20 protein-coding genes, 1 pseudogene and 1 riboswitch are annotated in these 25,103 nt (G+C 45.7%); of the genes and pseudogenes, 9 read left to right on the top strand and 12 right to left on the bottom strand.

Annotation, left to right across the window (positions count from 1 at the left end):
- Positions 1 to 24: 24 nt before the first annotated feature.
- Genes IT393_05370 through IT393_05360 form a run of 3 tightly spaced genes read right to left on the bottom strand, consistent with a single transcriptional unit; the run spans position 25 to position 7,106 of the window.
- The gene (locus tag IT393_05370; protein MCC7202081.1) at positions 25 to 1,272 is read right to left on the bottom strand and encodes a hypothetical protein; all 1,248 of its coding nucleotides are present in this window, start codon (positions 1,270 to 1,272) and stop codon (positions 25 to 27) included.
- 2 nt (positions 1,273 to 1,274) lie between these two features.
- Positions 1,275 to 6,188: a hypothetical protein gene (locus IT393_05365; protein ID MCC7202080.1), complete on the bottom strand. Its 4,914-nt coding sequence runs from the start codon at positions 6,186 to 6,188 to the stop codon at positions 1,275 to 1,277.
- Between the two features lie 12 nt (positions 6,189 to 6,200).
- Entirely contained in the window at positions 6,201 to 7,106 is a 906-nt protein-coding gene (locus IT393_05360; GenBank protein ID MCC7202079.1) for a hypothetical protein, read from the bottom strand.
- Positions 7,107 to 7,170: 64 nt separating this feature from the next.
- A riboswitch (cyclic di-GMP riboswitch) is annotated at positions 7,171 to 7,273 on the bottom strand.
- Between the two features lie 319 nt (positions 7,274 to 7,592).
- On the opposite strand from IT393_05360, the gene IT393_05355 reads away from it, so the two are divergent.
- Positions 7,593 to 8,582: a beta-propeller fold lactonase family protein gene (locus IT393_05355; GenBank protein MCC7202078.1), complete on the top strand. Its 990-nt coding sequence runs from the start codon at positions 7,593 to 7,595 to the stop codon at positions 8,580 to 8,582.
- A 15-nt stretch (positions 8,583 to 8,597) separates the two neighbouring features.
- Here IT393_05355 and IT393_05350 read toward each other — a convergent pair.
- From IT393_05350 to IT393_05330, 5 genes and pseudogenes are all read right to left on the bottom strand, one after another.
- Positions 8,598 to 8,741, bottom strand: a pseudogene (locus IT393_05350) (YHS domain-containing protein).
- A 14-nt stretch (positions 8,742 to 8,755) separates the two neighbouring features.
- Positions 8,756 to 9,100: a hypothetical protein gene (locus tag IT393_05345; protein MCC7202077.1), complete on the bottom strand. Its 345-nt coding sequence runs from the start codon at positions 9,098 to 9,100 to the stop codon at positions 8,756 to 8,758.
- Positions 9,101 to 9,121: 21 nt separating this feature from the next.
- The gene (locus IT393_05340) at positions 9,122 to 12,253 is read right to left on the bottom strand and encodes an efflux RND transporter permease subunit (protein MCC7202076.1); all 3,132 of its coding nucleotides are present in this window, start codon (positions 12,251 to 12,253) and stop codon (positions 9,122 to 9,124) included.
- A 143-nt stretch (positions 12,254 to 12,396) separates the two neighbouring features.
- The gene (locus IT393_05335; GenBank protein ID MCC7202075.1) at positions 12,397 to 13,704 is read right to left on the bottom strand and encodes an efflux RND transporter periplasmic adaptor subunit; all 1,308 of its coding nucleotides are present in this window, start codon (positions 13,702 to 13,704) and stop codon (positions 12,397 to 12,399) included.
- Positions 13,705 to 13,713: 9 nt separating this feature from the next.
- On the bottom strand, positions 13,714 to 14,991 hold the full coding sequence (locus IT393_05330; protein MCC7202074.1) for a TolC family protein: 1,278 nt from the start codon (positions 14,989 to 14,991) through the stop codon (positions 13,714 to 13,716).
- A 96-nt stretch (positions 14,992 to 15,087) separates the two neighbouring features.
- Between IT393_05330 and IT393_05325 the strand changes: the two genes are divergently transcribed.
- The 5 genes from IT393_05325 (at position 15,088) to IT393_05305 (ending at position 20,996) form a co-directional block, all read left to right on the top strand.
- Positions 15,088 to 16,290, top strand: coding sequence for a transglycosylase domain-containing protein (locus IT393_05325; GenBank protein MCC7202073.1), 1,203 nt, complete (start codon positions 15,088 to 15,090; stop codon positions 16,288 to 16,290).
- Between the two features lie 59 nt (positions 16,291 to 16,349).
- A complete protein-coding gene (locus IT393_05320) occupies positions 16,350 to 17,171 on the top strand; it encodes an outer membrane lipoprotein-sorting protein (protein ID MCC7202072.1) in 822 nt (273 codons plus the stop codon).
- 54 nt (positions 17,172 to 17,225) lie between these two features.
- Complete coding sequence (locus IT393_05315; GenBank protein ID MCC7202071.1) at positions 17,226 to 19,016, top strand: GAF domain-containing protein; 1,791 nt, start codon at positions 17,226 to 17,228, stop codon at positions 19,014 to 19,016.
- A gap of 98 nt (positions 19,017 to 19,114) precedes the next feature.
- Positions 19,115 to 19,681, top strand: coding sequence for a YkgJ family cysteine cluster protein (locus tag IT393_05310; protein ID MCC7202070.1), 567 nt, complete (start codon positions 19,115 to 19,117; stop codon positions 19,679 to 19,681).
- Positions 19,682 to 20,003: 322 nt separating this feature from the next.
- Positions 20,004 to 20,996 (top strand): DUF2156 domain-containing protein, encoded by a 993-nt coding sequence (locus IT393_05305; GenBank protein MCC7202069.1) that lies wholly within the window; start codon positions 20,004 to 20,006, stop codon positions 20,994 to 20,996.
- Positions 20,997 to 21,006: 10 nt separating this feature from the next.
- Here the strand turns inward: IT393_05305 and IT393_05300 are convergent, their stop codons facing one another.
- Entirely contained in the window at positions 21,007 to 21,381 is a 375-nt protein-coding gene (locus tag IT393_05300; protein ID MCC7202068.1) for a helix-turn-helix transcriptional regulator, read from the bottom strand.
- Positions 21,382 to 21,527: 146 nt separating this feature from the next.
- Between IT393_05300 and IT393_05295 the strand changes: the two genes are divergently transcribed.
- A complete protein-coding gene (locus tag IT393_05295) occupies positions 21,528 to 21,863 on the top strand; it encodes a helix-turn-helix transcriptional regulator (protein ID MCC7202067.1) in 336 nt (111 codons plus the stop codon).
- A gap of 53 nt (positions 21,864 to 21,916) precedes the next feature.
- On the opposite strand, the gene IT393_05290 is transcribed toward IT393_05295, so the two are convergent.
- Together IT393_05290 and IT393_05285 are read right to left on the bottom strand one after the other, a co-directional pair.
- Positions 21,917 to 22,831, bottom strand: coding sequence for a hypothetical protein (locus tag IT393_05290; protein MCC7202066.1), 915 nt, complete (start codon positions 22,829 to 22,831; stop codon positions 21,917 to 21,919).
- Between the two features lie 6 nt (positions 22,832 to 22,837).
- The gene (locus tag IT393_05285; GenBank protein MCC7202065.1) at positions 22,838 to 23,425 is read right to left on the bottom strand and encodes a LemA family protein; all 588 of its coding nucleotides are present in this window, start codon (positions 23,423 to 23,425) and stop codon (positions 22,838 to 22,840) included.
- Between the two features lie 213 nt (positions 23,426 to 23,638).
- Here IT393_05285 and IT393_05280 point away from each other — a divergent pair, with 213 nt between their 5' ends.
- Together IT393_05280 and IT393_05275 are read left to right on the top strand one after the other, a co-directional pair.
- A complete protein-coding gene (locus IT393_05280) occupies positions 23,639 to 23,854 on the top strand; it encodes a hypothetical protein (protein MCC7202064.1) in 216 nt (71 codons plus the stop codon).
- Complete coding sequence (locus tag IT393_05275; GenBank protein ID MCC7202063.1) at positions 23,841 to 24,410, top strand: hypothetical protein; 570 nt, start codon at positions 23,841 to 23,843, stop codon at positions 24,408 to 24,410. Before IT393_05280 ends, IT393_05275 begins: the two co-directional genes overlap by 14 nt.
- Before the next feature lie 22 nt (positions 24,411 to 24,432).
- Here the strand turns inward: IT393_05275 and phoU are convergent, their stop codons facing one another.
- Positions 24,433 to 25,098 (bottom strand): phosphate signaling complex protein PhoU, encoded by a 666-nt coding sequence (phoU, locus tag IT393_05270; GenBank protein MCC7202062.1) that lies wholly within the window; start codon positions 25,096 to 25,098, stop codon positions 24,433 to 24,435.
- Positions 25,099 to 25,103 lie beyond the last annotated feature (5 nt).

Genomic DNA, 25,103 nt, shown 5'->3' with positions numbered 1-25,103 from the left:
TCTCCTGTTATAAACCTTCTTTACCTAAAACCTGTACGTAACCCTTGTACTGATGTTCTCTGTTTCATAATCTTTAGCGCTCCGTCCCTGATATGATACGGATGCGGTCCACATCCTGCTGAAGGAATAATAGACTGACAGGTCATAGACAAAAATATTATCACTATAATCAATGATGTCACTGGTACTCTGCGTGTAGGCGCTGTGCAGTGTCAATTGAAGAGTATCTTTAAAGAACCTGCTGAACTGCAGTTCATACGTTCCATAACCAGAGCCGAAACTGTCTGCTATCGTTGTGTTAAAATCCATTGAAATCTGACTATTCAGCAGATTGTCGTTCCTGACACCAATCTGAACCGTATTCGAAGTTCTAAGTTCTGCATCCAGTGAGTTATAATTAAGAGTCTGCAGATCATATCTGCCGTAAATGGAATATTTGTCACTTAAACGGTAATCTCCCCTCATATAATATGAATTTTGCGTACCCGTATCTATAGCAATATCCATTGACTCATAAAGGCGAAAGGCATGAAAATTACTGTAGCCTATGGCAAACCCCTTGCGGTAATCCGGTCGCCAGGATATTTCAACAATGGCATTTGTAAGATCAAGCCCGCCTGATATTTGATCTATATCCGCTGTGATGGTTCCGTACAAACTAATCTTCTCTGTCGGATAATATGACGCCTGTCCATACATGTATTGTCTGTCGGTTTTTCCCTTGAATCCATTGTGTATAAAGGCAAGATTCTCGGAATTGCTTTTCTTGTGACGGTAATAGTATACTCCGGCAGCCGTGTAGTTTGAATTAAATTCCTGGGTGTAGGGATCAGGTTTTATTCCGGCAAAAACGCCAATACCGCTGTCCGGGCCGTGCCTGAGTATGTTCAGGCCGTCTACCCTTTCAGTATATAATTCTTTTGGCCACAATCTGCCCGCTACAATGTCAGTCTTCTTTCTATTGTACTCAATATTCAAGGTGTCTATACGTGAATTACTTGTGCTGCTGTAGTAGTCCTGGTCACCGAGATTATTTCTTTCCCGGCCCTCGAAGTGTAATGAAAGACTGCCCGCCTTGTTCAACTTGTCTGCATCCAGCCTTATACGGGTCGTCAGCAGGTGGTAATCATACGATGAACCGGACTCATTGGAGTAGTAATCATCCATTGAAATGAGACCATGATATTCTGCACAGAACACCTCATGCGACTGAGGCAGAATAACAAACAGAAAGACAATTATGTAAATAACAATAGGCAATAATCTATTCATTATTATTTTCTGCCATCAGGGTGACAACCCAGACATCCAGAGTTAAGTGTTGTCTTGTGAACCTTCACCCCTCTCGCTGAATGACATTCAATACACCCACCTTTGTTGTTATAAGCCCCGGCAGGGTGACAAGCTGCGCAATTTGTCGGGTTAGTCCCTTCATGATTAAGCGGGAAGGTGGTTGCAGGATGCGTAAATGCCCACGTTGATGTTGACTTATGACAGTTCTGACATGTAGTCCAGTTGTTAATTGTATGGCTGGCAGGTTTTGCAGGTGTACTGTATGTTGCATGACAAAGTGTACAGTTGGTGGTTGATGTACCGTGAGTAAAAGTCCATGCAGTGGTAGATTTGTGGCATGTTTCACAAGTGGTCCAGTTGTTTGTTTTATGGCTTGCAGGCTTTACAGGCGTGCTGTATGTCGCATGGCACGTTGCACAGCCGGTCGTTGAAGCCGGATGCGTAAATGCCCATGAAGTAATGGACTTGTGACATATCTCACAGGTTGTCCAGTTATATGTAGTATGGTTCGCCGGTTTTGCCGGTGTGCTGTAAGTTGCATGACAGGTCGCACAGCCTGTAGATATAGTCCCATGGCTGAATGTCCACAAGGTCGTTGACTTATGACATGTCTCGCAGGTAGTCCAGTTGTTTGTCGTATGGCTCGCAGGCTTCGCAGGCGTACTGTATGTCGCATGGCACGTTGCGCAGCCGGTCGTTGAAGCCGGATGCGTAAATGCCCATGAAGTAATGGATTTGTGACATGTCTCACAGGTTGTCCATTTATTAGTAGTATGATCAGCTGGTTTTACCGGTGTACTGTATGATGCGTGACAACTTGAACAGCCCGTCGTTGAAGCCGGATGCGTAAATGCCCATGAAGTTATGGACTTGTGGCATGTCTCACACGTAGTCCAGTTGTTAGTTGCATGGGTCGATGGCTTTGCAGGAGTGCTGTATGTCATATGACAGGTTGAGCAACCTGTGGTCGCAGCAGGGTGTGCGAATGCCCATGAAGTTATGGACTTGTGGCATGTCTCACATGTAGTCCAGTTGTTAGTTGCATGATTCGATGGCTTTGCAGGAGTGCTGTATGTCATATGACAGGTTGAGCAACCTGTCGCCGCAGCAGGGTGTGCGAATGCCCATGAAGTTATGGACTTGTGGCATGTCTCACACGTAGTCCAGTTGTTAGTTGCATGATTCGATGGCTTTGCAGGCGTGCTGTATGTCATATGACAGGTTGAGCAACCTGTCGCCGCAGTAGGGTGTGCGAATGCCCATGAAGTTATGGACTTGTGGCATGTCTCACATGTAGTCCAGTTGTTTGTTGCATGATTCGATGGCTTTGCAGGAGTGCTGTATGTCATATGACAGGTTGAGCAACCTGTCGCCGCAGTAGGATGTGCGAATGCCCATGAGGTTATGGACTTGTGGCATGTCTCGCAGGTAGACCACTTATTAGTCGTGTGATTCGATGGCTTTACAGGCATACTGTATGTCGCATGACAGCTTGAACATCCGGTCGTTGCAGTCGTATGCGTAAATGCCCATGTAGTGTTTGACTTGTGACATATCTCGCAGGTAGTCCAGTTGTTTGTTGCATGGTTTGCAGGTTTCGCAGGCGTGCTGTATGTTGCATGACAGCCTGAACATCCGGTCGTAAGCGTTGTGTGTGCAAAGGTCCATGTTGCCGTTGACTTGTGACATGTCTCGCAGGTAGTCCAGTTGTTTGTCGCATGGCTTGCAGGCTTCGCAGGCGTGCTGTATGTTGCATGACAGCTTGAACAACCAGTCGCTACAGTCGTGTGTGTAAATGCCCATGTCGTGTTTGACTTATGGCACGTCTCGCAGGTAGTCCAGTTGTTCGTTGCATGGTTTGCAGGCTTCGCAGGTGTACTGTATGCTGCATGACAGCTTGAGCAACCGGTCGTTGCAGTCGTATGCGTAAAGACCCATGATGTTTTGGATTTATGGCATGTCTCACAGGTAGTCCAGTTGTTCGTTGCATGGCCTGCAGGTTTCACAGGCGTACTGTATGCTGCATGACAGCTTGCACACCCAGTCGTTGCAGTCGTATGCGTAAAGGCCCATGATGCCGTTGACTTGTGACAGGTCTCACATGTAGTCCAGTTATACGTTGTATGGCTTGCAGGTTTCGCAGGAACACTGGATGTTGCGTGACAGCTTGCACACCCGGACGTAACGGTCGTATGCACGAAAGTCCATGATACCTTTGATTTGTGACAGGTCTCACAGGTAGTCCAGTTATAAGTCGTATGGCTTGCAGGTTTCGCAGGTGTACTGTATGTCAAGTGACAGGTAGAACAACCCGTTGTAGAAGAAGTATGGACGAATGACCAGTTCGGAAATACATGGCAATTCTCACACGTAATCCAGTTATTGGCATTATGATTCGACGTTTTTGCCGGCGTGCTGTATGTGACATGACATACAGAACAGCCTGTAGTAGCCGCAGTATGTTTACGGGATGACCAGGAAGCCGTTGAAGTATGGCAACTCTCACATGTAGTTGGATAAGCTGCCGGATTATTTGCATGACTTTGCGGCTTGTCATTAATGTGACAGCTGTTGCAGTTATTACTGACAGCAGGATGAGTATGCGACGACCATGAAGTGGTCGAATTGTGACAATTCTCGCACGTTGCCGTATTCTTTGCGACACTCGTGGTATGACTTAATGGCCTGCTGCTTATATGACAGCTTGAACAATTCTTTGATGCAGTCGTATGTTTGAAAGACCATGAAGAAAAGTTGCCCTTATGACAATCTGTACAGTTCCTGCTATAACCCTTTGCAACATGATCAGGGGCAGAATCATAAAGGCTTTGGTGACAACTTATGCATGCTACCGGCGTGTTCCTGTATAACCTGCTCCTGTGACAGTCCTGACATTCTGCTGACCGGTGCCCGCCTATTAAGGGATATCCTGTCTTGCTGTGATCAAACTCTGTCGGATTCCATGTCCTCTCACTGTGACACTGACTGCATTTTATCCTGCCGAACTGATTGAAGTGCGGATCCTGGTGGCACTGATCACAATAGCGATTAGCCTCCTTGTATTCTCCTTTAGTCTTGTGGCAGTTTGTGCAGTCTATGTCATTGTGAACACCCTTTAACTCAAGACCTGATTCTTTCTTATGGTCAAATTTCCTGGGGAACCAGTCATTCTGTGTATGACACGAACTGCATTCTTCCTTAAACTTCCCTTTGTGAATATCCTTATGGCAGTCAACACACTTTTCAGCCTTTGTGGAATACTTCTTGTCCTTGTGACACTTCTCACATTCTGTGCTCTTATGCTTTCCTATAAGCGGGAATTTAGTCTGTTTGTTGTGGTCCAGCGCATACTTCTTCCAGTCTGCAGTATTGTGACACTTGGCACAATTATTCCCCAGCTCCTTCTTGTGGGTATCATCCTTTTCATGGCAGTCATAGCAGCGGTCAGACAGAGGTTTATACTTCCCGTCCACATGACATTTTTCACATGGAGTCTTCACGTGCTTTCCATCCAGCCTGTAACCACTGTAATCCGGCGCATTATGTTCAAATGTGGACGGCTTCCAGCCTTTCAGTATATGGCATGACTCGCACTTCTTCTCCTTAAACTGTCCCTTGTGGGTATCCTTATGACAATCCGAGGTATCACAACTCTTATAATTAAGCGGTCTGTATTTGCCCTGCACATGACACTTCTTGCATTCAACGTCAACATGTTTTCCTTCTAATTTGTATCCCTTGTATTCTGCAGCATTATGTTCGAATAATGACGGTCCCCATCCCTTAACAGTATGACAGGCCTCGCACTTCTGATTCCTGAACTGGCCTTTGTGGACATCCTTGTGACAATCTGATGTATTGCAGGTCTTCGAATCCAGCGGTTTATACCGGCCCTTGACATGACACTTTTCACATTTCACCTCAATGTGCTTCTTCTCAAGCTTATAGCCGGTATATTTTGGCGCATTGTGCTCGAAGAGTGATGGCTTCCAACCCTTAATATTATGACACTCATCGCACTTCTGCCCTTCAAACTGGGTCTTGTGCGGGTCGTTATGGCAGGCTGATGACTCGCATGTCTTAAATGGTATGCCTGTGAGCTTGCTGTTCTTGTGGCACTTGTCGCACTTTACATCTATATGCTTGTCAACAAGGGGGTATTTTGTCTTGTCATGGTCTGTCCTGACCTTTTTCCAGCTTTCTGTTGTGTGGCACTCCTTACACTTCGGTTTATCCTTATGCGGGTCCTTGTGGCATGTAAGACACTCTTCAAACTTTTCTACTTTATAATTTTTGCTGTCTAAATGGCATTTCTCACACTTGACCTCAATGTGTTTCCCGGTCAGTGAATATTTTGATTCTCTGTCATGATTAAACTTTACAAGATCCTTCCACCCCTTGATGTTATGGCAGCGCTCACAGTCTTTTCCAAGTTTTTCCTTATGCGGATCTTTGTGACAGGATAAACATTCGCTGGAGATTCCGGAATACGGATCACCCTTTTTATGACACTTATTACAGTCAACCTTTGAGTGTTTATCCACGAGGGGATAATCTGTCTTGCCGTGGTCAAACTTATCCTTCTCAAGTGATATAATCTTAAAACCTTTTCCCTTGTGGTCAGTATGGCACTTAATACATGCATCCGTGTATGTGGCATGTACGCCCTGCTTGTTTTTTATTCTTTCCGCGAGCTTGTCGTGGCAGTCCAGACACTTGCTGTCAGGCATACCGCCGCCAAGGGAGTGACACTGTGTGCAGTTGCTGATTCCCTCATATTTTGCATGGGGGGATGTCAGCTCTCCCGGGCTTATTAAAGAACCAACGCCGCCTTCCTGCGCCAGTGCTTCCGAGCAAAGAAGCAATGCAAAGAAAATTAATAAGAATTTTTTCATCATAAAAGTTATTTACACTACGTGGGTAGTCCTGAACAGATAATATACAAACACATGCAGGATCATGATCAAAAACATTACAATGGCCAACGGCACATGAAAAATGTGCCAGTAATGGAGTATCCTGTGAGATGTAGCGAGGTAAATCCTTCTTCTCGTAAGCGCCGCCTTTTTCTTGATAAGAAAATCTATCTTTTTCCTGACCTGCCGGTGAGTCTTTCTCAGTACACTATCCAGTTGGTGCAAGCGGTATGATATCACTATGTCATCCCGAACCATAGAAAGGAGCGATTTAATTAAACTTGCATCCTCATGTCGCCTTTCACTAAAATCAAATGCCTTGCACAACTCAGAAATGTTTATTCCCTTTGAGACTTCACCAAGACGGGAATCAATCGTCTGAATCATACGCTCAATGTCCTGAACCCTTAGTTCAGCCCCTGCAATGCTGCGGGGGATCTGGATATATATGTACCTGCCAAGTATCCCGAATACCATCGTAATTATCATTGACCAGAAACTCGTGGCAATAATCCCGTTGAACTTGAAAGTCGTATGAAAAGTCACGAGGACCGGCCCCATTATTCCAAGAAACATGTGAGCTGAAAGCCAGTGCCGCAAAGAACCATAAGACCGCATAAACCCCGCCCTCTTTCTTACACTGTAGAGCATCATCACGACCATCATGCCGGAACCAATCCAGCCAATAGGGTGCCATATCCCTTTACTCGGTTCATAGATCACAGGGTATCTCTTAAGATAACCCAGGCTGTGAAGATAGCTTAGTATGCTGTAATCAGGCATATATTCTTGTGTATAGCTTTCATAGCCCAGGACACATATGCTTATGATTACTATAATGATAAGTATAAGTTCAAATATATAACTCTCACTTTTGCCTTCTCTCGCGCTGCTCATTAATTAGAATCCATACTGCAAGTTGCATTTGCCATAAAAAAAGCCGCCCAAAGTCTCATCTACCTTTGGCGGCCCGGCGAACATAGGTTTATTCCGGGGACACCGGATAAACCCTAAGCCCCGTTGCTCTGCGTCCCTTCCTTTCAGAAGGTTTGCTCTTAGCAAAGGATATATAAAACAATTCGGCGCAAGATTTAAAAAGATTTAGGTCGTTTCAATGTTATTTTGGGATATTATTCCCAAACTAGAATTTTGTCAAGAATTATTGTATCGTGAAATTTATTCCGATTGATAAATTTAATAATAAAATTTACAATTAAGGGACGAATAAATATCTCATATGTGGGTTCAATGAAAAATAAGGGCTACAATGGACTAATTATTGTACTTTTAACGTTTTTGATTGTCTCTTTGACATAGTGCAGCGAGAATCAAAAAAGTAGCTCAACCCCCACGCTGCCGGCATACACACAAAAGTACCTGTATGTGGCAAATCATGAATCAGGCGATGTCTATGGCTTTTCTATCGCTGACGACGGGACGCTCCTGACTGTAGGCGACCCTGTTGTAGCAGCCGGCTTTCCGGAATCCATAGCAAGTGACCCACTGGGAAGGTTTGTGTATGTTGCAAACTGGAATGGCACTGTCAATGCCTATTCAATAGGCATCAATGGAGCGCTTACAGATGTGACAGGGTCACCATTTACAGCAGGTTTAACCTCTGAATCTGTGGCAATTGACCCCTCAGGCATGTTCGCATATGTAGCTAACAGGGACTCCAGCGACATTTCAGCATTTGCGATAGGTACCGACGACGGGGCACTCACACCTGTAGCAGGCCAACCTTTCCCTGCTCAGCCAAATGGAGCTCCGGAGAGCGTTGCAGTTGACCCCCTTGGAAGGTTCGTATATGTGGCAAATTGGTCCACAAACACTATTTCCGCCTATAGAATAGGCACAAATGGGGCGCTTTCAGATGTAGGATCACCATTTGAGGCAGGCTTTAACCCTTACTCGGTCACTGTTGACCCCTCAGGCAAATTCGTCTATGCGGCTAATCAGGATTCTGATAACGTGTCAGCCTACACCATCAACCCCGATGGGTCGCTTACGCCACTTTCTACCTCACCATATACAGCCGGGACGAGCCCCAAATCTGTTACAGTTGATCCATTTGGCAAGATTGTTTATGTGGCTAATTTTGGTTCTGACAATATTTCTGCCTATTCAATTAACACCACAACTGGCGCACTTACAGAAGTTACACATTCTCCGTTTAACACAGGGGCCAATCCTTACTCTGTCACAGTTGACCCCTCAGGCAGTTTCGTTTATACAGCCAACTACGGAGACGGTATTAATGCCAGCACTGTCTCCGCATATTTAATCGAATCCAATGGTGCGCTTACACCTATAGGATCATATAAGGCAGGTACAGGCCCTGTATCAGTCACTACAATCGGCATATTACAGTGAAGTCAGACAGGACTATTATTTAAGATATTTCTCAGGATCCTTGTCGAAGCGTTCTTTACAGCTCTTATGGCAGAAGTAATAAGTCTTTCCCTAGTATTCGCTCTTTGCAGCAGCCTTTTCTTCACTGACTGTCATCTTACACACCGGATCTAATGCCATTTCTGGACTCCTTTCTAATCACGCTTCCTCTTCTCTTCAATCTCTGATATATCACAACAGGACGCACCCTTATGTTTAAACTCAGACTGTTCGTTCTCCTCTGTAAAGTGGATCCAACCCCTCTTGATCCGCTCCATTACGCTGTCTTCAAGGACAAAACCGATGTCCAACATGCACCTTTCAACATCCTCCTCCTTACATATCTTCAAATCATATTCGGCAAACAGGTCATTCTTCTCAGTATCAATACTGATATTCGTTATCCCTTTGCACGTGCGCAGACTTGCAGTCCAGTCATTAACTCCTCCTGCAGCAGGGGCATTCCTGAATCTTATATGATGGTGTTTTATGGTAGACATGACGGCACCTCCTCAGAAGAATTATACCTTAATTTTACTTCTGTGTAACCACCCCTTCCAGACTATATAGATTGCCGGAAGCACAAGCAGTTCCATAACACTTGACGTAACCATCCCCCCCACCATCGGGGCAGCTATCCTCTTCATCACATCAGAGCCGGCGCCGGTACCCCACATAATAGGAAGGAGGCCGGCTATTATCGCTGTTACAGTCATCAATTTTGGACGCACCCGCAAGACTGTCCCTTCGATAATAGCCTCGCGCAGGTCATCATAAGTATTCATATTGCCCTCAGCCTTTCGCCTTTCATACGCATTCTTAAGGTAAATCAGCATGACTATCCCTGTCTCTGCGTCAACTCCGGCAAGGGCTATGAAACCCACCCAGACTGCGATACTCAGGTTGTAGCCAAGCAGAAATAGAATCCACGACGCCCCTATCAAAGAGAATGGTATTGCGAGGAGGATTATCAGCGTCTCTGTATATGACCTGAAGTTAAAATAGAGCAGTAATATTATGATAAACAACGTCAGGGGGATAATATATCTGAGCCGCTCCCACACCCTTGCCATATACTCATACTGCCCACTCCATGTTATGTAATAACCAGGCGGGAATTTTACCTTCTCAAGCACTGCCTTTTTTGCATTCGCAACATAACCGCCAATATCACTGTCACTGACATCTACGTAGACCCAGGTGTTTAAGAGGGCATTCTCTGTTTTGATTCCTGCCACCCCTTTACTTAACCGTATATCCGCTACTTGTGACAGCGGGATATGCTGCCCCATCATAGTCGGTACAAGGACACGGCCTATCTTGTCCACGCTGTCCCTGAGTTCTCTCTTGTATCTTACATTGATGGGGTATCTTTCACGCCCTTCAACCGTTGTAGAGATGTTCTCTCCGCCTATGGCTGACATGATAACCTGCTGTATGTCTTCTATCTTTAACCCATACCGTGCAGCCTCTTCACGTTTGATATCAATGTCTACATAGTAGCCCCCCACGATCCTCTCTGCATAAACACTGGCTGTGCCAGGAAGAGCCTTAACAACTGACTCTATCTCTGTTGCAAGGCGCTCTATGGTATTCAAATCTTTTCCAAAGACCTTAATACCCACAGGGGTTCGAATCCCGGTAGAGAGCATGTCTGTCCTTGCCTTGATGGGCATGGTCCAGGCATTGGTCACTCCAGGCATCTCAAGTGCCTTATTCATCTCATCAATAAGTTTCTTTTGAGTCATGCCCGGACGCCACTCACCTTCGTGCTTCAGGTTAATGATGGTCTCAAACATCTCCATCGGCGCAGGGTCTGTTGCAGTCATTGCCCTCCCCGCCTTTCCAAAGACAGACTCAACCTCAGGGAAACTCTTTATAATCCTGTCCTGCGTCTGCATCAGCTCAGCGGCCTTTGTCACGGATATGCCTGGCAGAGTCACAGGCATGTACATGAGTGTCCCCTCATTAAGGGGAGGCATGAATTCAGTACCAAGCCTGGAGAAGGGGTAAATGCTGATGGCAAGAATAACAACGGCAATAATGATCGTCGTCTTTTTAAACCTCAGCACAATGTCTATAGCAGGCCTGTATATGTAGATCAAAAACCTTGAGACAGGGTTCCTCTCCTCAGGCATGATGCGTCCCCTGATAAAATATCCCATCAGGACAGGCACAAGAGTAATAGAGAGCAGGGCAGCAGCAGCCATGGCAAATGTCTTGGTATACGCAAGCGGCTTAAACAGGCGGCCTTCCTGAGCCTCAAGCGTAAAGACAGGGATAAAGGAGACTGTAATTATAAGAAGTGAAAAAAACAGAGGCGGTCCGACTTCTTTACTTGCCGTTAAAATGATTTCCCATCTTCTTTCCCCCTGGATTGTTTCTCCTGACTTATGACTCTTCTCAATGTGTTTATGTGCATTTTCAATCATTACAATGGCAGCATCTATCATCGCCCCTACAGCTATGGCAATGCCGCCAAGGCTCATGATATTCGCATTTATCCCAAGGTAGTACATCACTATAAAAGAAATGAGTATGGCTATAGGAAGCATTATTATCGCTACGAGGGCGCTCCTCAAGTGGAGGAGGAATATGACACATACTAAAGATACAACAATGAACTCTTCAATCAGTTTTTCCTTAAGGGTATCAATAGCCCTGAGGATGAGATGACTCCTGTCGTAAGTGGTGACAATCTCAACGCCCGGCGGCAGTCCGGGCTTCAGCTCCTCAATCTTCTTTTTCACATTCCTGATTACATCAAGGGCATTCTCTCCAAACCTCATTACAACAATGCCGCCTGCCACCTCGCCATCACCGTTCCGTTCTGTGATACCCCGCCTTTCATCAGGTCCAAGCTCAACACGTGCAATATCCTGAATCCTTATAGACGTTCCATTCTGATCCACCTTAAGAACGATATTTTCAATGTCAGGAACCTTCTTTATATATCCAAGCCCCCTGACCATATACTCACGCTCTGCCAGCTCAACAACCCTGCCGCCTACATCAACATTTCCCATCTTTATGGAGTCCACCACATCTTTTAGAGAGATATTGTAGGTAAGGAGTTTGTTGGGGTCTATATTCACCTGGTACTGCTTTACAAAGCCTCCGATGGATGCGACTTCAGAGACGCCAGGGACCTTAGTCAACTGGTATCGCACATACCAGTCCTGGATGCTCCTGAGCTCTGCAAGGTTATATCCCTTTCCCTCTATACTGTACTCATAGACCCAGCCGACTCCTGTTGCATCAGGTCCAAGAGAAGGGGTAACTCCCTTCGGGAGTTTTCCGGAGGCAAAATTCAGGTATTCCAGGACCCGTGAACGTGCCCAGTATAAGTCAGTGCCGTCTTCAAAAATTATATATATAAAGGAAACACCAAAGAAGGAAAAGCCCCTCACAACCTTGCTCCCTGGTACAGCAAGCATTGCAGTCGTCAGAGGATAAGTTATCTGGTCTTCAACAACCTGGGGTGACTGACCAGGATAGTCCGTATAAATTATGACCTGGACATCCGAGAGGTCAGGGATTGCATCAAGCGGGGTATTATATAAAGTCCATACACCCCACATGATTGCAAAGGCAGTAAAGAGGAGAATAATAAATTTATTCTTTACGGAAAATTCGATGATTTTGCTTAGCATGGCTAAATTTGAGGGACAATATAAATCCCCCTTCATCCCCCTTTTTCAAAGGGGGAGATATTACTAATCTCTATATAAAGCGATGGTTATACTTCTTTCCCCCTTTAGTAAAGTGGGGCATGGGGGGATTTGAACGCGGATATTCAATGCTGGTGTCCTCCCATTCCTGAAAGCGCTGCTTTTAGGTTGCTCTCCGAATCTATCAGGAAGTTTGCCGAGGTTACCACTGACTCTCCTGCTGTTACTCCCTTCAGTATCTCATAATAGCCCTCTGACTTTGCCCCGATCTCTACTTCACGGGGTTCAAACCTGCCGTCGCCCTTGTCCACAATCACCACCTGCCTGATCCCCGTATCAATCAGGGCTGAATCCGGTACAGCAAGTGCATTGGATGCTGCACCAACCTCCAGTTCAACATTTACATACATTCCAAGCTTTAACTTGTGTTGAGGGTTTTGCAGTGCAAACCTTATCTTTGCTGTCCTTATCTCCGCACTGCCCTCAGGTGTATAGGTAACAGACCCCAGGTGCGTATATATATGTTCGACAGCAGCCGTATATTGCTCGCCAGGTGAATACGACGGTGTAATCTTTGCCTTCTGACCAAGCCGCACAAACGGCAATTCATACTCATATAACTCGCCGTAAACCCACACAGACGTGTGGTCTATTATCTTAAATAGCTGCTCTCCTGCCTCAATCCTCTGCCCTTCAACCACCATCTTCTCCGTAACACTCCCGTGTGCCGGGGCCCGGATTGTCATTGTCCGCGTTATCCTGCCATCCTCTTCGAGTCTCTTTAACTGGTCGTCTGAAATATCCCAGTATTTGAGACGCTGTCTTGCAGCACTCAGGATAGATTCAGCACTGCTTTTCACTTCAGGATATGGACTCCCTTTCACCTTCTCCATCTCCTTATATGCCAGAAGATATTCCTCCTGTGCTGAGACGAGCTCAGGGCTGTATAGCTCCAGGAGTGGGTCATGGTGCTCTACCATCTGGTCCGTCCTGTTGATGTATAGCTTTTCCACCCAGCCACCGACTTTGGCATTAATGTTAAAGACCTTTGTTTCGTCAGGGTCTACCCTCCCGACCGTCCTTATTATCCGTTTCAGCGAACGCCGCTTAACGATTTCCGTCCTGACCCCAATCTTCTGAATCTTCTCATTACTGATACTGACAGTGCCCGGCTCTTCCTCTCCACCCTTTTCCCCGTCTTCACCTGCATAAACCGGAACATAGTCCATCCCCATTTCATCCTTCATTGGATTTGGTGACGTAACAGAAGGATTCATTGGATTACGGTAGAAAAGTATTTTTCGTTCTGGCTGTTCTGTCTTAACAGCAACTGTCCCGCTTTTTCCTTTATGAAAAACCATCGCAAGGATACCAATTCCTATACCTATAATTATTCCGGTAACGAGACTTGTTAATATTCTGGATTTCTTCATCTCGCTCCCCTAATTAAACTCCTCGCCCACAACACTCTCCAATGTCACAAGTCGCTTGTAATAAGTCATCACAGCGCCAATGTAATCTATCTTTGTCTTCTTTAATAATCTCTCAGAATCAAGCAGCATAATAAAATCCGCCCTGCCGCTCTGATAGTTCTTAAGGGTTGACTCAAAGGAAAGCTCTGCCTGCGGAAGCAGACTCGTCTCATAGAGTGTCCTGATCCTGCCGGCTGTCTCTGTTTTTATCACACCTTCTTTAACCCTGGCCTTAATCATGTTTTCTTCTGCCCTGATTTCTGATCTGATTGCTTCAGTCATTTTTACACCTTCTTCTTCCTGACTCTTATACTTTGCCCTCCATACAGGTATATTCATCTGGAACATGGCATCCCATGCGTCAAACCTCCCATCACGCTGGACAGGCGCTATCCCTACCATAAAGTCCGGATAATAATTCTTTTTCGTTAGTTCAGTTTCAAGCTCACGTATATCTGCCTCATATTTCATCACTGCAAGATACGGATTGACTCCCAATGCCCTTCCTGCCAGTTCATCCATCTGTATCTCTGCTTTTCCCTCACTCAATATCACATGGTCAAAATAACCATTAACATCCTGCGGCAGGTTCAGGATGGACTTCATCCCTGCCTCTGCTACATCCTTCTCTGCTCCGAGGTCAATAATCTCATTTAACAGCATGGTCAACTCTACCTGTGCCTTGATAACATCCTGCTGAGACACCTCACCGGTAGCATACTTTGTCTCCGCAATCCTGACCATATTGGAGAGCACTGCCTTTGTTTCCTCCAGGGTCTTTATTGACTGAATAATAAGCAGGTATTCATAATATGCCTCTTTAAGCCTCGAGGCTATTTCAATTTCTTTAGACCGCACCTCAGCCTCTGACGTCATGACTCTGAGAAGCGCAATACGCTTCTCCAATGAAAGTTTCCCTGGAAAAGGAAACATCTGGCTAAACTCATACCGTGTCTCCCTGGCATTTCCCGGAGCCGGAAAAAGGTTCCCCTTATCCAAATCCATCATTTCAATCCTTAGTACAGGATCATCAAGTATCCCTTCTGACTGAACCCGGGCCTTCTTCGCCTCTACATTGCGCCTCAGCGCCTGTATTTCCGGATTATTGAGTTTGGCCTCCTCTGCGACCTGTCCAAGGGTACGGGTATCCTGCGAAGCGACAACTAACGGCAGTAAAAGACAACAGGCAGAAGGCAGCAAATAGCAAATAACAAAAAGAGATATCCTGTATATACTTTTCCCAGGCATATATGCGTAAATATATTCTACAGATTGTAGAATGTCAAGCACAAATACACGTACAAGTTGAATATATCAACCTTATTATTTACAATAGTAACGTTGATGAAAACGATTCTCTCTTTATTTCTTACCCTTATAACAATTTTGCTTGTAATAGTGACCGGCACCGGTCTATGGATATACAAGTTATCCAACGACATCCCTGTTGAGACAATCATTAAAGATTTCAGATATGATGCTGAAACAATAATTTACGACAGGTACGGAAAAACGCTGTATAAATTCACTGTGGATAAGAACCAGGTATGGGTGCCTATTTCTGCAATATCAAAGCAGCTGCAGTATGCCCTTATAGCTACAGAAGATCCTTACTTCATGCGGCACAGCGGCATTGACTACAGGCAGACATGGGAATCCGTCAAGGACAACCTCCGTGTCTGGCAATTGGTAAGAGGCGGGAGTACGATTACCCAACAGGTGGCAAAAAATGTCTTTCTCTCAAATGAAAAGACTATTACACGCAAGATAAAGGAGTACTTTCTTGCAAGAAGGCTTGAAAAGCTGCTGCCAAAGGAACGGATTATCGAACTGTATCTGAACGAAGTAGGGTGGGGATACGGTATTTATGGTGCAGAACTTGCTTCACGATATTATCTTGACAAACATGCAAGCGATCTAAATACCGCTGAAGCTGCCTTCCTCATCTCAATGCTGCGGAATCCTGCCCAATATAATCCCTTTAAGAATCCCGAAAAGGTTATTAAACGCCGGCAGTTGGTTTTGAAACTCTTGCTGAGGCACAAATTTATATCTAATGATGAATATAATGATTCGCTCGCATACACAATTGAGTTCCGGCGGGATAAGAAATTCAAGCGCTTCAAACGGATCGGCCTTGATGATTCAGGCAAGACCAGACCATCATTACCATGTCACGTACAATTGATGCAGGATTATCTGGTAAAAACCCTTGGTTATAACACAATTTATGATGTAGGGGTGGATATCCGATCAACCATTGACAATGATTTACAGAATCTAATCGAAGGCGCTATAAGCAAATTTGAAGCAGAAGTTACTGCAAATACAAACAAAGGTAACAGACTGGTGGTGGAACTTTTACTCGTGTCTTCTAAAAATAAGGTCAGAGCAGTGGGGTGCACTTCAGGGGGGATGAAAACAGCAGAGAAAATTAAGTCTCTTGGCAGACCCTATAATCATTATACTTATAATGTTGTTTCTGAAAGAAAGATATTGTGGAACAACATATTGCTGATTGATGCCGGCGCTGAAAACTCCTTGTAAATCAAGAAATAATAAGTTAAAATGAGACAATTTGTGCTTAATGAAAGGAGAAAGTAAACGTGAGTAAACGAGGAGCTATGTTTCTTGTATTTTGGCTATGCTTAGGTATTTCCGTTCTATCCGCAACAACACCATCAACAACTTATGCTGAACTCACTGCCGACCAGATTGTCGCAAAGTCAGAAGATGTTCATCCAGGCGCAGACCAGCAGTCAAAGCTTACATTCATTATCAGGGAGGCTGACGGGGCAGAAAGGAAAGTAGTATTAAGACGCTACTGGAAAAACTACACACAGGACTCTGACATTGATTCCAAGGTGCTCGTATTCAACGAATACCCGCCGGATACCAAGGGTAATGCATTCATGGTATGGACATATAAGTCATCATCACAAAAACCAGAAGACCTGTGGATATATCTTCCCATACTGAGGAAGGTGCAGAAACTTCCGGAACACCCGGATGAAATCTTCAGCGGGGCAAATCTCAAACCTGCGGATATGATACCTAGGGATGTTTCGCTGGATAAACATAAGCTGCTTCGCGAAGAAACAATTGAAAATCAACACTACTATGTCATTGAGAGTGTACCAAAATCAAAAAGCCCGAATTACACCTACGGAAAGATCGTCAAATGGATAAATAAGAACGACTTCCTTAAAGAGCGTATTGACTATTATGACACTGATTCCGCATTACTGAAGAAACAGCTTATTACATGGAAGAAGGTTAAAGATGCATACGTCTGGGAAAAGGTCGTACTGACGAATGTCAAGACAGATGTCCAGACGATCCTCAATATAAGCGACGTTGAAATTAATACCGGTCTGACAGACTCGTCCTTCACTGAAAGGACCATGTCATCCGGCAGGGTGAGGTAACAGTTCCCACCTTTGTTATAGGGGGGAGAGGGGGGATTTGATGGGGATTTTGAGTTGAAAAAATCTGGTCTGCAGAAAAGGCTAATTACATCTATCCTCGCAGTGAGCTTTGCTGCCGGATTGATCGTGCTCATTGTTGTCTACGTTACCGGCCGCGCTGCATTGAAGGCAAGCATCGGCGGAACATTCCGCGAGCTTGCAGAGACTGTCAGCAACAATATTGACCTCTCTATTGGACATCACATAGAAGAATCCAGACTTCTTGTATCCGCACAAAGTATCCTCAGTGCTATCGAAGACTCAAACCTGATTTATGAAGGGGAGACAAATCACGCGATAGAAAAAAGGATCCAGGAGATTGAGGCCAGATGGACCGGAGGCGTTGGGGTCAATGCCTATCTTTTTGAAGTGCTGAACAACAGGGCCACCAGTTATCTGAAAGACTTTGCAAACAGCGGCGACAGGAATGTCTATAACATTGTACTGGTAACTAATGAAAAGGGGGCTGTAGTAGGGGCAACTGAAAAACCCAGTCACTATTACTATGGCAATCAAAAATGGTGGCGCTCAGCCTACAATAATGGTGTGGGCGCTACTTACGTAAGCGACATATATCTTAGTGAAGAGTTCGGCATCAAGACGCTTGACATAGCTACGCCTGTAATGAAGGGGGGCAAGGCTATAGGCGTCATCCTGATGTCTCATAGCGTTGATACCTTTTTTAAATTCATTTCAGCCACAAAGGTCGGGACTACAGATAATGTCATGCTCGCCAACTCAGACGGCACCATACTGTTTTCCCCTCCAACAGGTACTAAGGAAATACAGCTCGACAAGGGACTTCTTGAGGAAATATCACAGGCACAATCAGGGTGGCTCACTACAAAGGCAGACGTGAGTTATAGGGGAAGACAGTCAATAGTGGGGTATGCACCTGTTAAGATTACAGCAGCGCTTGGAAAGGAAAACATTGATGGAAAACGCTGGTACGTGTTAACGAGCCAGGACCCGTCAGAAACCTTCAGGCCTGTATACTCCCTCCTCCTGCGCATAGGAATTGCGGGGCTTATAGGCGCCGGCATCATTGCCATCCTCGCTTATATTACAGCAGGAAAGATTGTAAGGCCAGTGAGAGAACTGCAAAAAGGCGCTGAGCTCATGGGCGAAGGAGATCTTGATTATAGAATTGCCGTCAACACCGGAGACGAGATAGAAGACCTCGGTGACAAGTTCAATGACATGGCGGCAAAACTTAAGTTATTCTATATCAGACTTGAAGAAATGGTAAAGGAGAGGACAAGGGAGCTTGAGCAGAGGAATGAAGAGATATCCATACTGTATTCTACTGCAACTACCCTGAATCAGTCTCTTGATCTTGATAGGACGTTTGCTGAATCATTAAAGACTCTGATCGAAGTTATGAAGGCAGACAGCGGCGTAATCTGGATGCTCGACAACAAGAAGAGGCGTTTTGCAATAATGGCATCCCACAGCATTGATCTGACTCCTGCCCGTGAACAGAAGATATCTGAATTATTTGATTTTATCGGAGACAAGGTCATACACAATGGCAGGATGTGGGCATCAGAGAATGTTACGGTAGATGACCGTCTTGAAAATATAAGTATATCTGAAGATGACTTCATATCCGTTGTAGGGATCCCGCTAAAATCGAGGGATAAGGTCATTGCAATAATGTTTCTCCTTTATAAGAAAATCAAGGCCCTCACTTCACGGGAAGAAGATATGCTGGTTTCAATAGGAAGCCATATAGGAATAGCTATCGAAAACTCCCTCCTGTTTGCCAAATTACTCAGACATGACGAGCCTGAGATAAAAGGATAGCGAAAATCCCCCTTAATCCCCTTTAGTAAAGTGGTAAATTTATTCCCCCCCATTACTAAAGGGGGCAGGGGGGATTTGAACGAGGAATCAGAGTAAAATTGCAACCAGTAATTCCCCAGGTAGTGCCGCCTGAATGGTGCTTCAAATGCGATGTCTGCTGCCGCTTCCCTGAAAAGGGCAGCTTTCTTGCACCATATTTTTCCCGTGAGGAAATTATATCTGCCACCCTGTCAGGGTTGGAGAAATGTTTCCCCTCCATCCATAAAATTCCCCCCTTTGAAAAAGGGGGGGTGGGGGGATTTAACGGTAGCAAGATTACACTAATCCCATACATGGAAGCCTATATCTGCCCTGCATTTGACCCGTCATCATCACACTGTAAAATATATGATGCCCGGCCGCTTGATTGCATAATTTATCCTTTTGCAATAATGTGGTCAGCTGATCGCAGGGAGATTCTGCTTGGAGTGGATTCAAAGTGTCCCTATGTCACAGAATTTATTAATTCAGATCGTCTCAGGGAAGCTGAGATAGAGATGAGAAATACCATTGATTCATCTCCTGTACTCGACATACTTTCAGAAAATCCAGGTCTCATAGGACCTTTTCAGGATGATGTCGCTCATGCAGTTGTGCTGACAAATCTTACACGGGCACTTACTTGACCGGCGAGGCAGGACTCACAAAAGGTCATGAAAACGTCATTCCCGCGTAAGCGGGAATCCAGACCGAGGCCTGGTTCTGGATTCCACTCCCCGCTTAAATCATGCGGGAACAGGTTCCGCGGGAATGACGGGTATACAGGAGCATTTGCAGGTGAGCCGTCATGAGCCCTTCGACAAGCTCAGGGCTCACCAAGGTTCATGAAAACGTCATTCCCGCGTAAGCGGGAATCCAGACCGAGGCCTGGTTCTGGATTCCACTCCCCGCTTAAATCATGCGGGGACAGGTTCCGCGGGAATGACGGGTACTTAGGAGTATTTTCGATTGAATTTCTCCACCCTTGGCCTAAATACGCTGACTATTGAAGACAGGCCACTGATTGACAGCATCCTTTTCCGTCAGAATACCATGCTGTCTGCCTATTCATTCGCTTCCCATTATATCTGGCGCAGCCATTTCAACTTTCACTGGGGTATTATCAGCGACCATCTCTGCATATTTGCAAAGTATGATGACTATATATATATGCCTGTACCGCCAATTTCGTCAGGAAATCTCCATTCAAAACCCCCCTTCCCCCCCTTTACTAAAGGGGAGGATCGAATTTCCCCCTTTGAAAAAGGGGGATTAAGGGGGATTTTCTTAGATCTACTAACAGAGGTCTTCAGCATCATGGACGGAATCAATCACAACAAGGCTGTCTCCCGTATTGAAAACATTGACGAAGCATGGATACAAACCTTCACTGATACCGGATTCAGCATTAAACCCGGTGAGTCAGAGTTCGTCTATCTTCGTAAAGACCTGTCCGGTCTAAAGGGTGATCCATACAAATCAAAGAGGGCATTGTGCAACTACTTTGAAAAACATTACAGATACAGATATGAACCCTTCAGAACAGAACATGCGGTGCAATGTCTTGAGCTCTATAATACATGGAAAGAGGAAAAACAAAAAAAGGAAAAAGATACCTACTATAATGCCATTATTGAAGATTCATTCCTGGCACACAGAGAGGTGATAAATAATTCTGAAGCACTCGGAATAACAGGACGGGTTGTAACAATCAATGACAGGGTAGAGGGGTACATTTTCGGGTTTGAACGGAATAAGGATATTTTTTATGTCTTGCTGGAAGTCACAAATCCTGGAATAAAAGGGCTTGCACAATTCATGTTCAGGGAATTCTGCAGGGAAATGGAGGGATATACATACATCAACGCCCTTGGCGACTCAGGACTTGAAAATCTGAGAAGGGTCAAACTCTCTTACCGGCCGGTAAAGCTGGCACCATCATACATTGGATACATGGATTAAACTCTTTGTATCATGACCTCTTCTTCTTCTCTGCCGCAAGTTTCATGAACACTTTAAGCCCCTTCCTGGATTCCTCATCGTTAATCTTCCGCAGTATCTCTACAAACTCCCTTTCTTCCTGGGTAAGGTACATTGCATCAATTTCCCCTATCGCCGATTTTCCCGATCCCTTATCCTCAAACAGGTAAGATATGGGCACATCAAGCACTTCCGACAGGGCCTGCAACCTGTCAGTATTCAAACGTCCTCTTCCATTTTCATATCGTTGAAGCTGCTGATATGTAATTCCTATCGCCTCTGCCAGTCTTTCCTGTGAAAACCCCAATTCTTTCCGCCTGTCCCTGATCCTTGTGCCAATGAACCTTCTGTCTTTTATTCGATACATGCAGACATCCCCATATCTCCTATTCTGGCAATACATCTATGATATTTGAATAGAACGATAATAGTGAGGGCTGGAAATGTCTACAATATAAGCGGTGTGAGAGTGAGTTGACAAATACCACTTATATGTTGTATTGATTTGATAATATGCGTGAACATGCACTATTATTAAATCGTTTTGGGAAACAGCTTCAAATATTCCGGAAACAGATGCTGCTATCCCGTGAGGATCTGGGAACCAAGACCGGTCTAAGCACTAAGGATATAGAAGATATCGAGGCAGGAAGAGGAGATCCGACATTAACCATTATAGCCCTTCTTGCAGAAGCACTCAACCTCTCGCCGGCCGAACTCCTGCACTTGCCATCGGGACGTGACAGTGAATATCATGCCTGCCGCCTGCGCCTCATTCAAATCCTGGACAACATGTCAAAAAAGGAGCTACAAGAGGCCATTCAGGGCATCAGTCACAGGATAAGGTGATACACATTCATTGTAATTGAAAGCAAGCGGGTGTCTCAGCTCCAGCCTTCAAATTACAGCGGGATCAAACCAGTGGCTATACCCGATGCAGCGGCAACGCCGGATACGAAAATAGTCAGGTGAAACCAGGCCCAGAGCCGGTACCTGCCCGCCAGTTTTCCGGGTTCCAGATTCGAAATGAGATACATTCGTCCGTCCTGTGGCCGACTCATAGTGTGGACTGACGGCTGCGCCTCATCTTCGCAGTGCTGCTCCTCCAGCGCTGTCCTTGCTGCCTGTCTGGCATCTTCCCACTCGACGACATCTATTTGTTTGTCGTTGTTACGGTCAAAGCGCGCGAGAAGTGCTGACGGATCCCGTTTCCAGTCAGTCAGAAGCAGACGCATGTCAGCATCCGTGACAGGTTCGGAACCTGCGCCGCCGGTTGTCTTAAACTCTCCGATGGCATACAGTTTGTCATTGGGAAGTATAAACCATTCGGTATAGCGATAGTCTCCCTGATACCAGGCCCGCTTATGGGCGGTCACGATCTCGGCGCCTTCAGGGTCTACAAAGCACTGTCCGGTTCCGTCGTCCAGCACCATTTCCTGATCACTCCGTCCCGTACTGACAGTCTTCCACCTGTTGCCTGATCTTTCTTCGATACGGTACCGGAACCAGGCATGCCCAACGCCCAGGGCAAGTTCCTCTGCCCTGAGGCCGAGCGGACTGTTCCCCGCCGGTATACGGCAGATCCCGGTCAGTTCAACATACCCCTGAGGAGCCGATGCAACGCGGGCGGTGGGATGGTCATCAATGGCAAGACGGCGGCGATTGGCATTCAGCCATGCAAAGAAACTGATGCCTGAAATTATGGAAACAGTCCCAATCCAGACATAGCGGTTATTGGCACGTACGGCAAACAGCAGCAGAATCAGATGCGCCCCAGAGGTGATGAGGCCAGCATAGGCAGCACGCAGATCAGGCATCGGAGGTCACCTCAGGACAGGCTCCCCAAACAACGACTTGATGTCCACATCCTTTTTCTCATGTACAGTAAATTCCAGCAGATGTCCGGCCTGAAAGCCAAAGAAGCCGGCAATAACACTGTCAGGGAATTGTTCGATGCGGATATTGTTTATATTGACACTCTCATTGTAGAACTCACGGCGGTCAGCGATGGCGTCTTCCAGGGAAGTGATCCGTGTCTGCAGGTGCTGAAAGCCTTCATCAGTCTTGAGGCCAGGATAGGATTCCGCCAGAGCGAATATCTGGCCCAGGTTTCTACGCAGATCAGTCTCAGCAGCCCCCAGGGCACGCATATCCTGCTTTTCCTGTGCAACTGCCACCTGTGAACGCGCCTTGATGACCTTTTCCAGGGTATCCTGCTCGTACTTCATGTACTGGCGGCATGTCTCTACAAGCTTCGGCAGCTCATCATGACGCTGACTAAGCAGGACGTCAATGTTTGCCCACGCCTTTTTGACACCGTGTTTCAGGCTGACAAGGCTGTTATAGATCATCACTATGTAAATTACCAGTGCCGCCGTAATGGCTAACAGAACATAATGCGTCATATTCATTGCGTACTCCCTCCTCAAGACAGGCTTAACGATAACAAAAGACAGGCCACAGCTCCTGTTCAGGCCTGAAGTGATACGGCTTCTTTTTCGGGAAGGCAGGGAATAAACTTGACCGGCCTCTTGAGATAAAGAAGTATCCATTAAGACGAAGCCGTGTTACGGATGGTAGATTTTCCCGGCAAAATAGTGTAGATTTTTGCTTAGAGGTGCATTATGCGATTAGATGCAGGACAGATTGAAGTTATTGATGACGTTATGGCGGAAGTACTGCGACACAAGACCCCGGCTGAGCGGCTTGGAATAGGTTTCAGTCTGTGGGTCTCGGCATACAAAATGTTAATGACACATCTGGAAAAAACTCATCCGGAATGGGATACCTTAAGACTTCAAAAGGAGGTTGCCAGGAGACTCAGCCATGGAGCCGTATGAACTGCTCCAGGACATAGTAGTAACATTAGAGGACCTTCAGATTCCTTACATTGTAACCGGATCAGTAGCTGCAATGGTCTATGGAGAACCACGGTTGACCAATGATATTGATATCGTCGCGGCCGTGGAGGAAAAACATATACCAGGTCTTCTTGCAGCCTTTCCGCCGGAGGAGTTTTATATCAGTGAAGATATGATCAGGGATGCTATCCGGCGTAAGGGGCAATTCAATATCATCCACCCTGCCTCAGGTCTTAAGGTAGACATTATTATAAAGGTTGATACCCCCTTCAATACAAGTAGATTTACAAGGTTAAAACGGATTTACCCGTCAGACTCTTTTCAGGCAAATTTTGCTGCGCCTGAAGATGTAATTATAAAAAAGATGGAATATTACAGAGAAGGGAGCTCCGAAAAACATCTCAGAGATATTACAGGTATCCTGAAGGTCAGTAGAGATGAGATTGATTATGGGTACATCTCAGAGTGGGCAGAACGTCTGGGCCTTGCGGAAATATGGAAAGCGGTGATGGATAGAATCGGCAGAAATAAATAATGACCCGCCTCCCGTCATCCTACTAATATTTTGATATATTCATCTCTTCCATCTTGCCTGTCACCATGAAGACCACGCGTTCGGCAATGTTGGTAACCCGGTCTGCGATCCTTTCAAGGTTGTGTGCAGCCCAAATCAGATATGTGGCCCCCTGGATGGTCCTCGGATTTTCTATCATGACAAGTAGTAATTCCCTGTAGGTCTGGTCATAGAGGGCATCCACCTCATCGTCGTCATGACATACTTTTCTTGCTGCATCTAAATCCCGGTTCAGAAATGCCTTCATGCACCTGTCAAGCATGGAAAGCCCGAGCTCGCTCATCTGTGGTATGTCTCTGAGCGGCTTTACCAGAGGCTCTTCTCCTATGGAGATGTTGATCTTGGCAATTCCCTCAGCATGGTCACCAATTCGCTCAAGATCTGTAATTATGTTAATAACTGCTGCCAGTACCCTGAGGTCTACGGCCATAGGCTGTTGCGTGGCAATAAGAAGGAGGCACTTTTCTTCTATGTCAAACCTCTTCCTGTTTATAATGTTATCTTCATCAATAATCCTCTTTGAAGACTCAAAATCCCGGCGCTTCAGTGCCTCCATAGAATCGGACAGTGCCTTACTCACCATGCCGGCCATTGTCATAACATCATCCTGAACATTCTTTAACGCCTTATGATATGCCTCCCGTGTCATGCAGC

It is taken from the genome of Nitrospirota bacterium, assembly GCA_020851375.1.
GTDB lineage: Bacteria > Nitrospirota > 9FT-COMBO-42-15 > HDB-SIOI813 > HDB-SIOI813 > RBG-16-43-11.
Note: the sequence above shows the minus strand (reverse complement) of the source record. Positions and strands in the feature narration are given on the sequence as shown.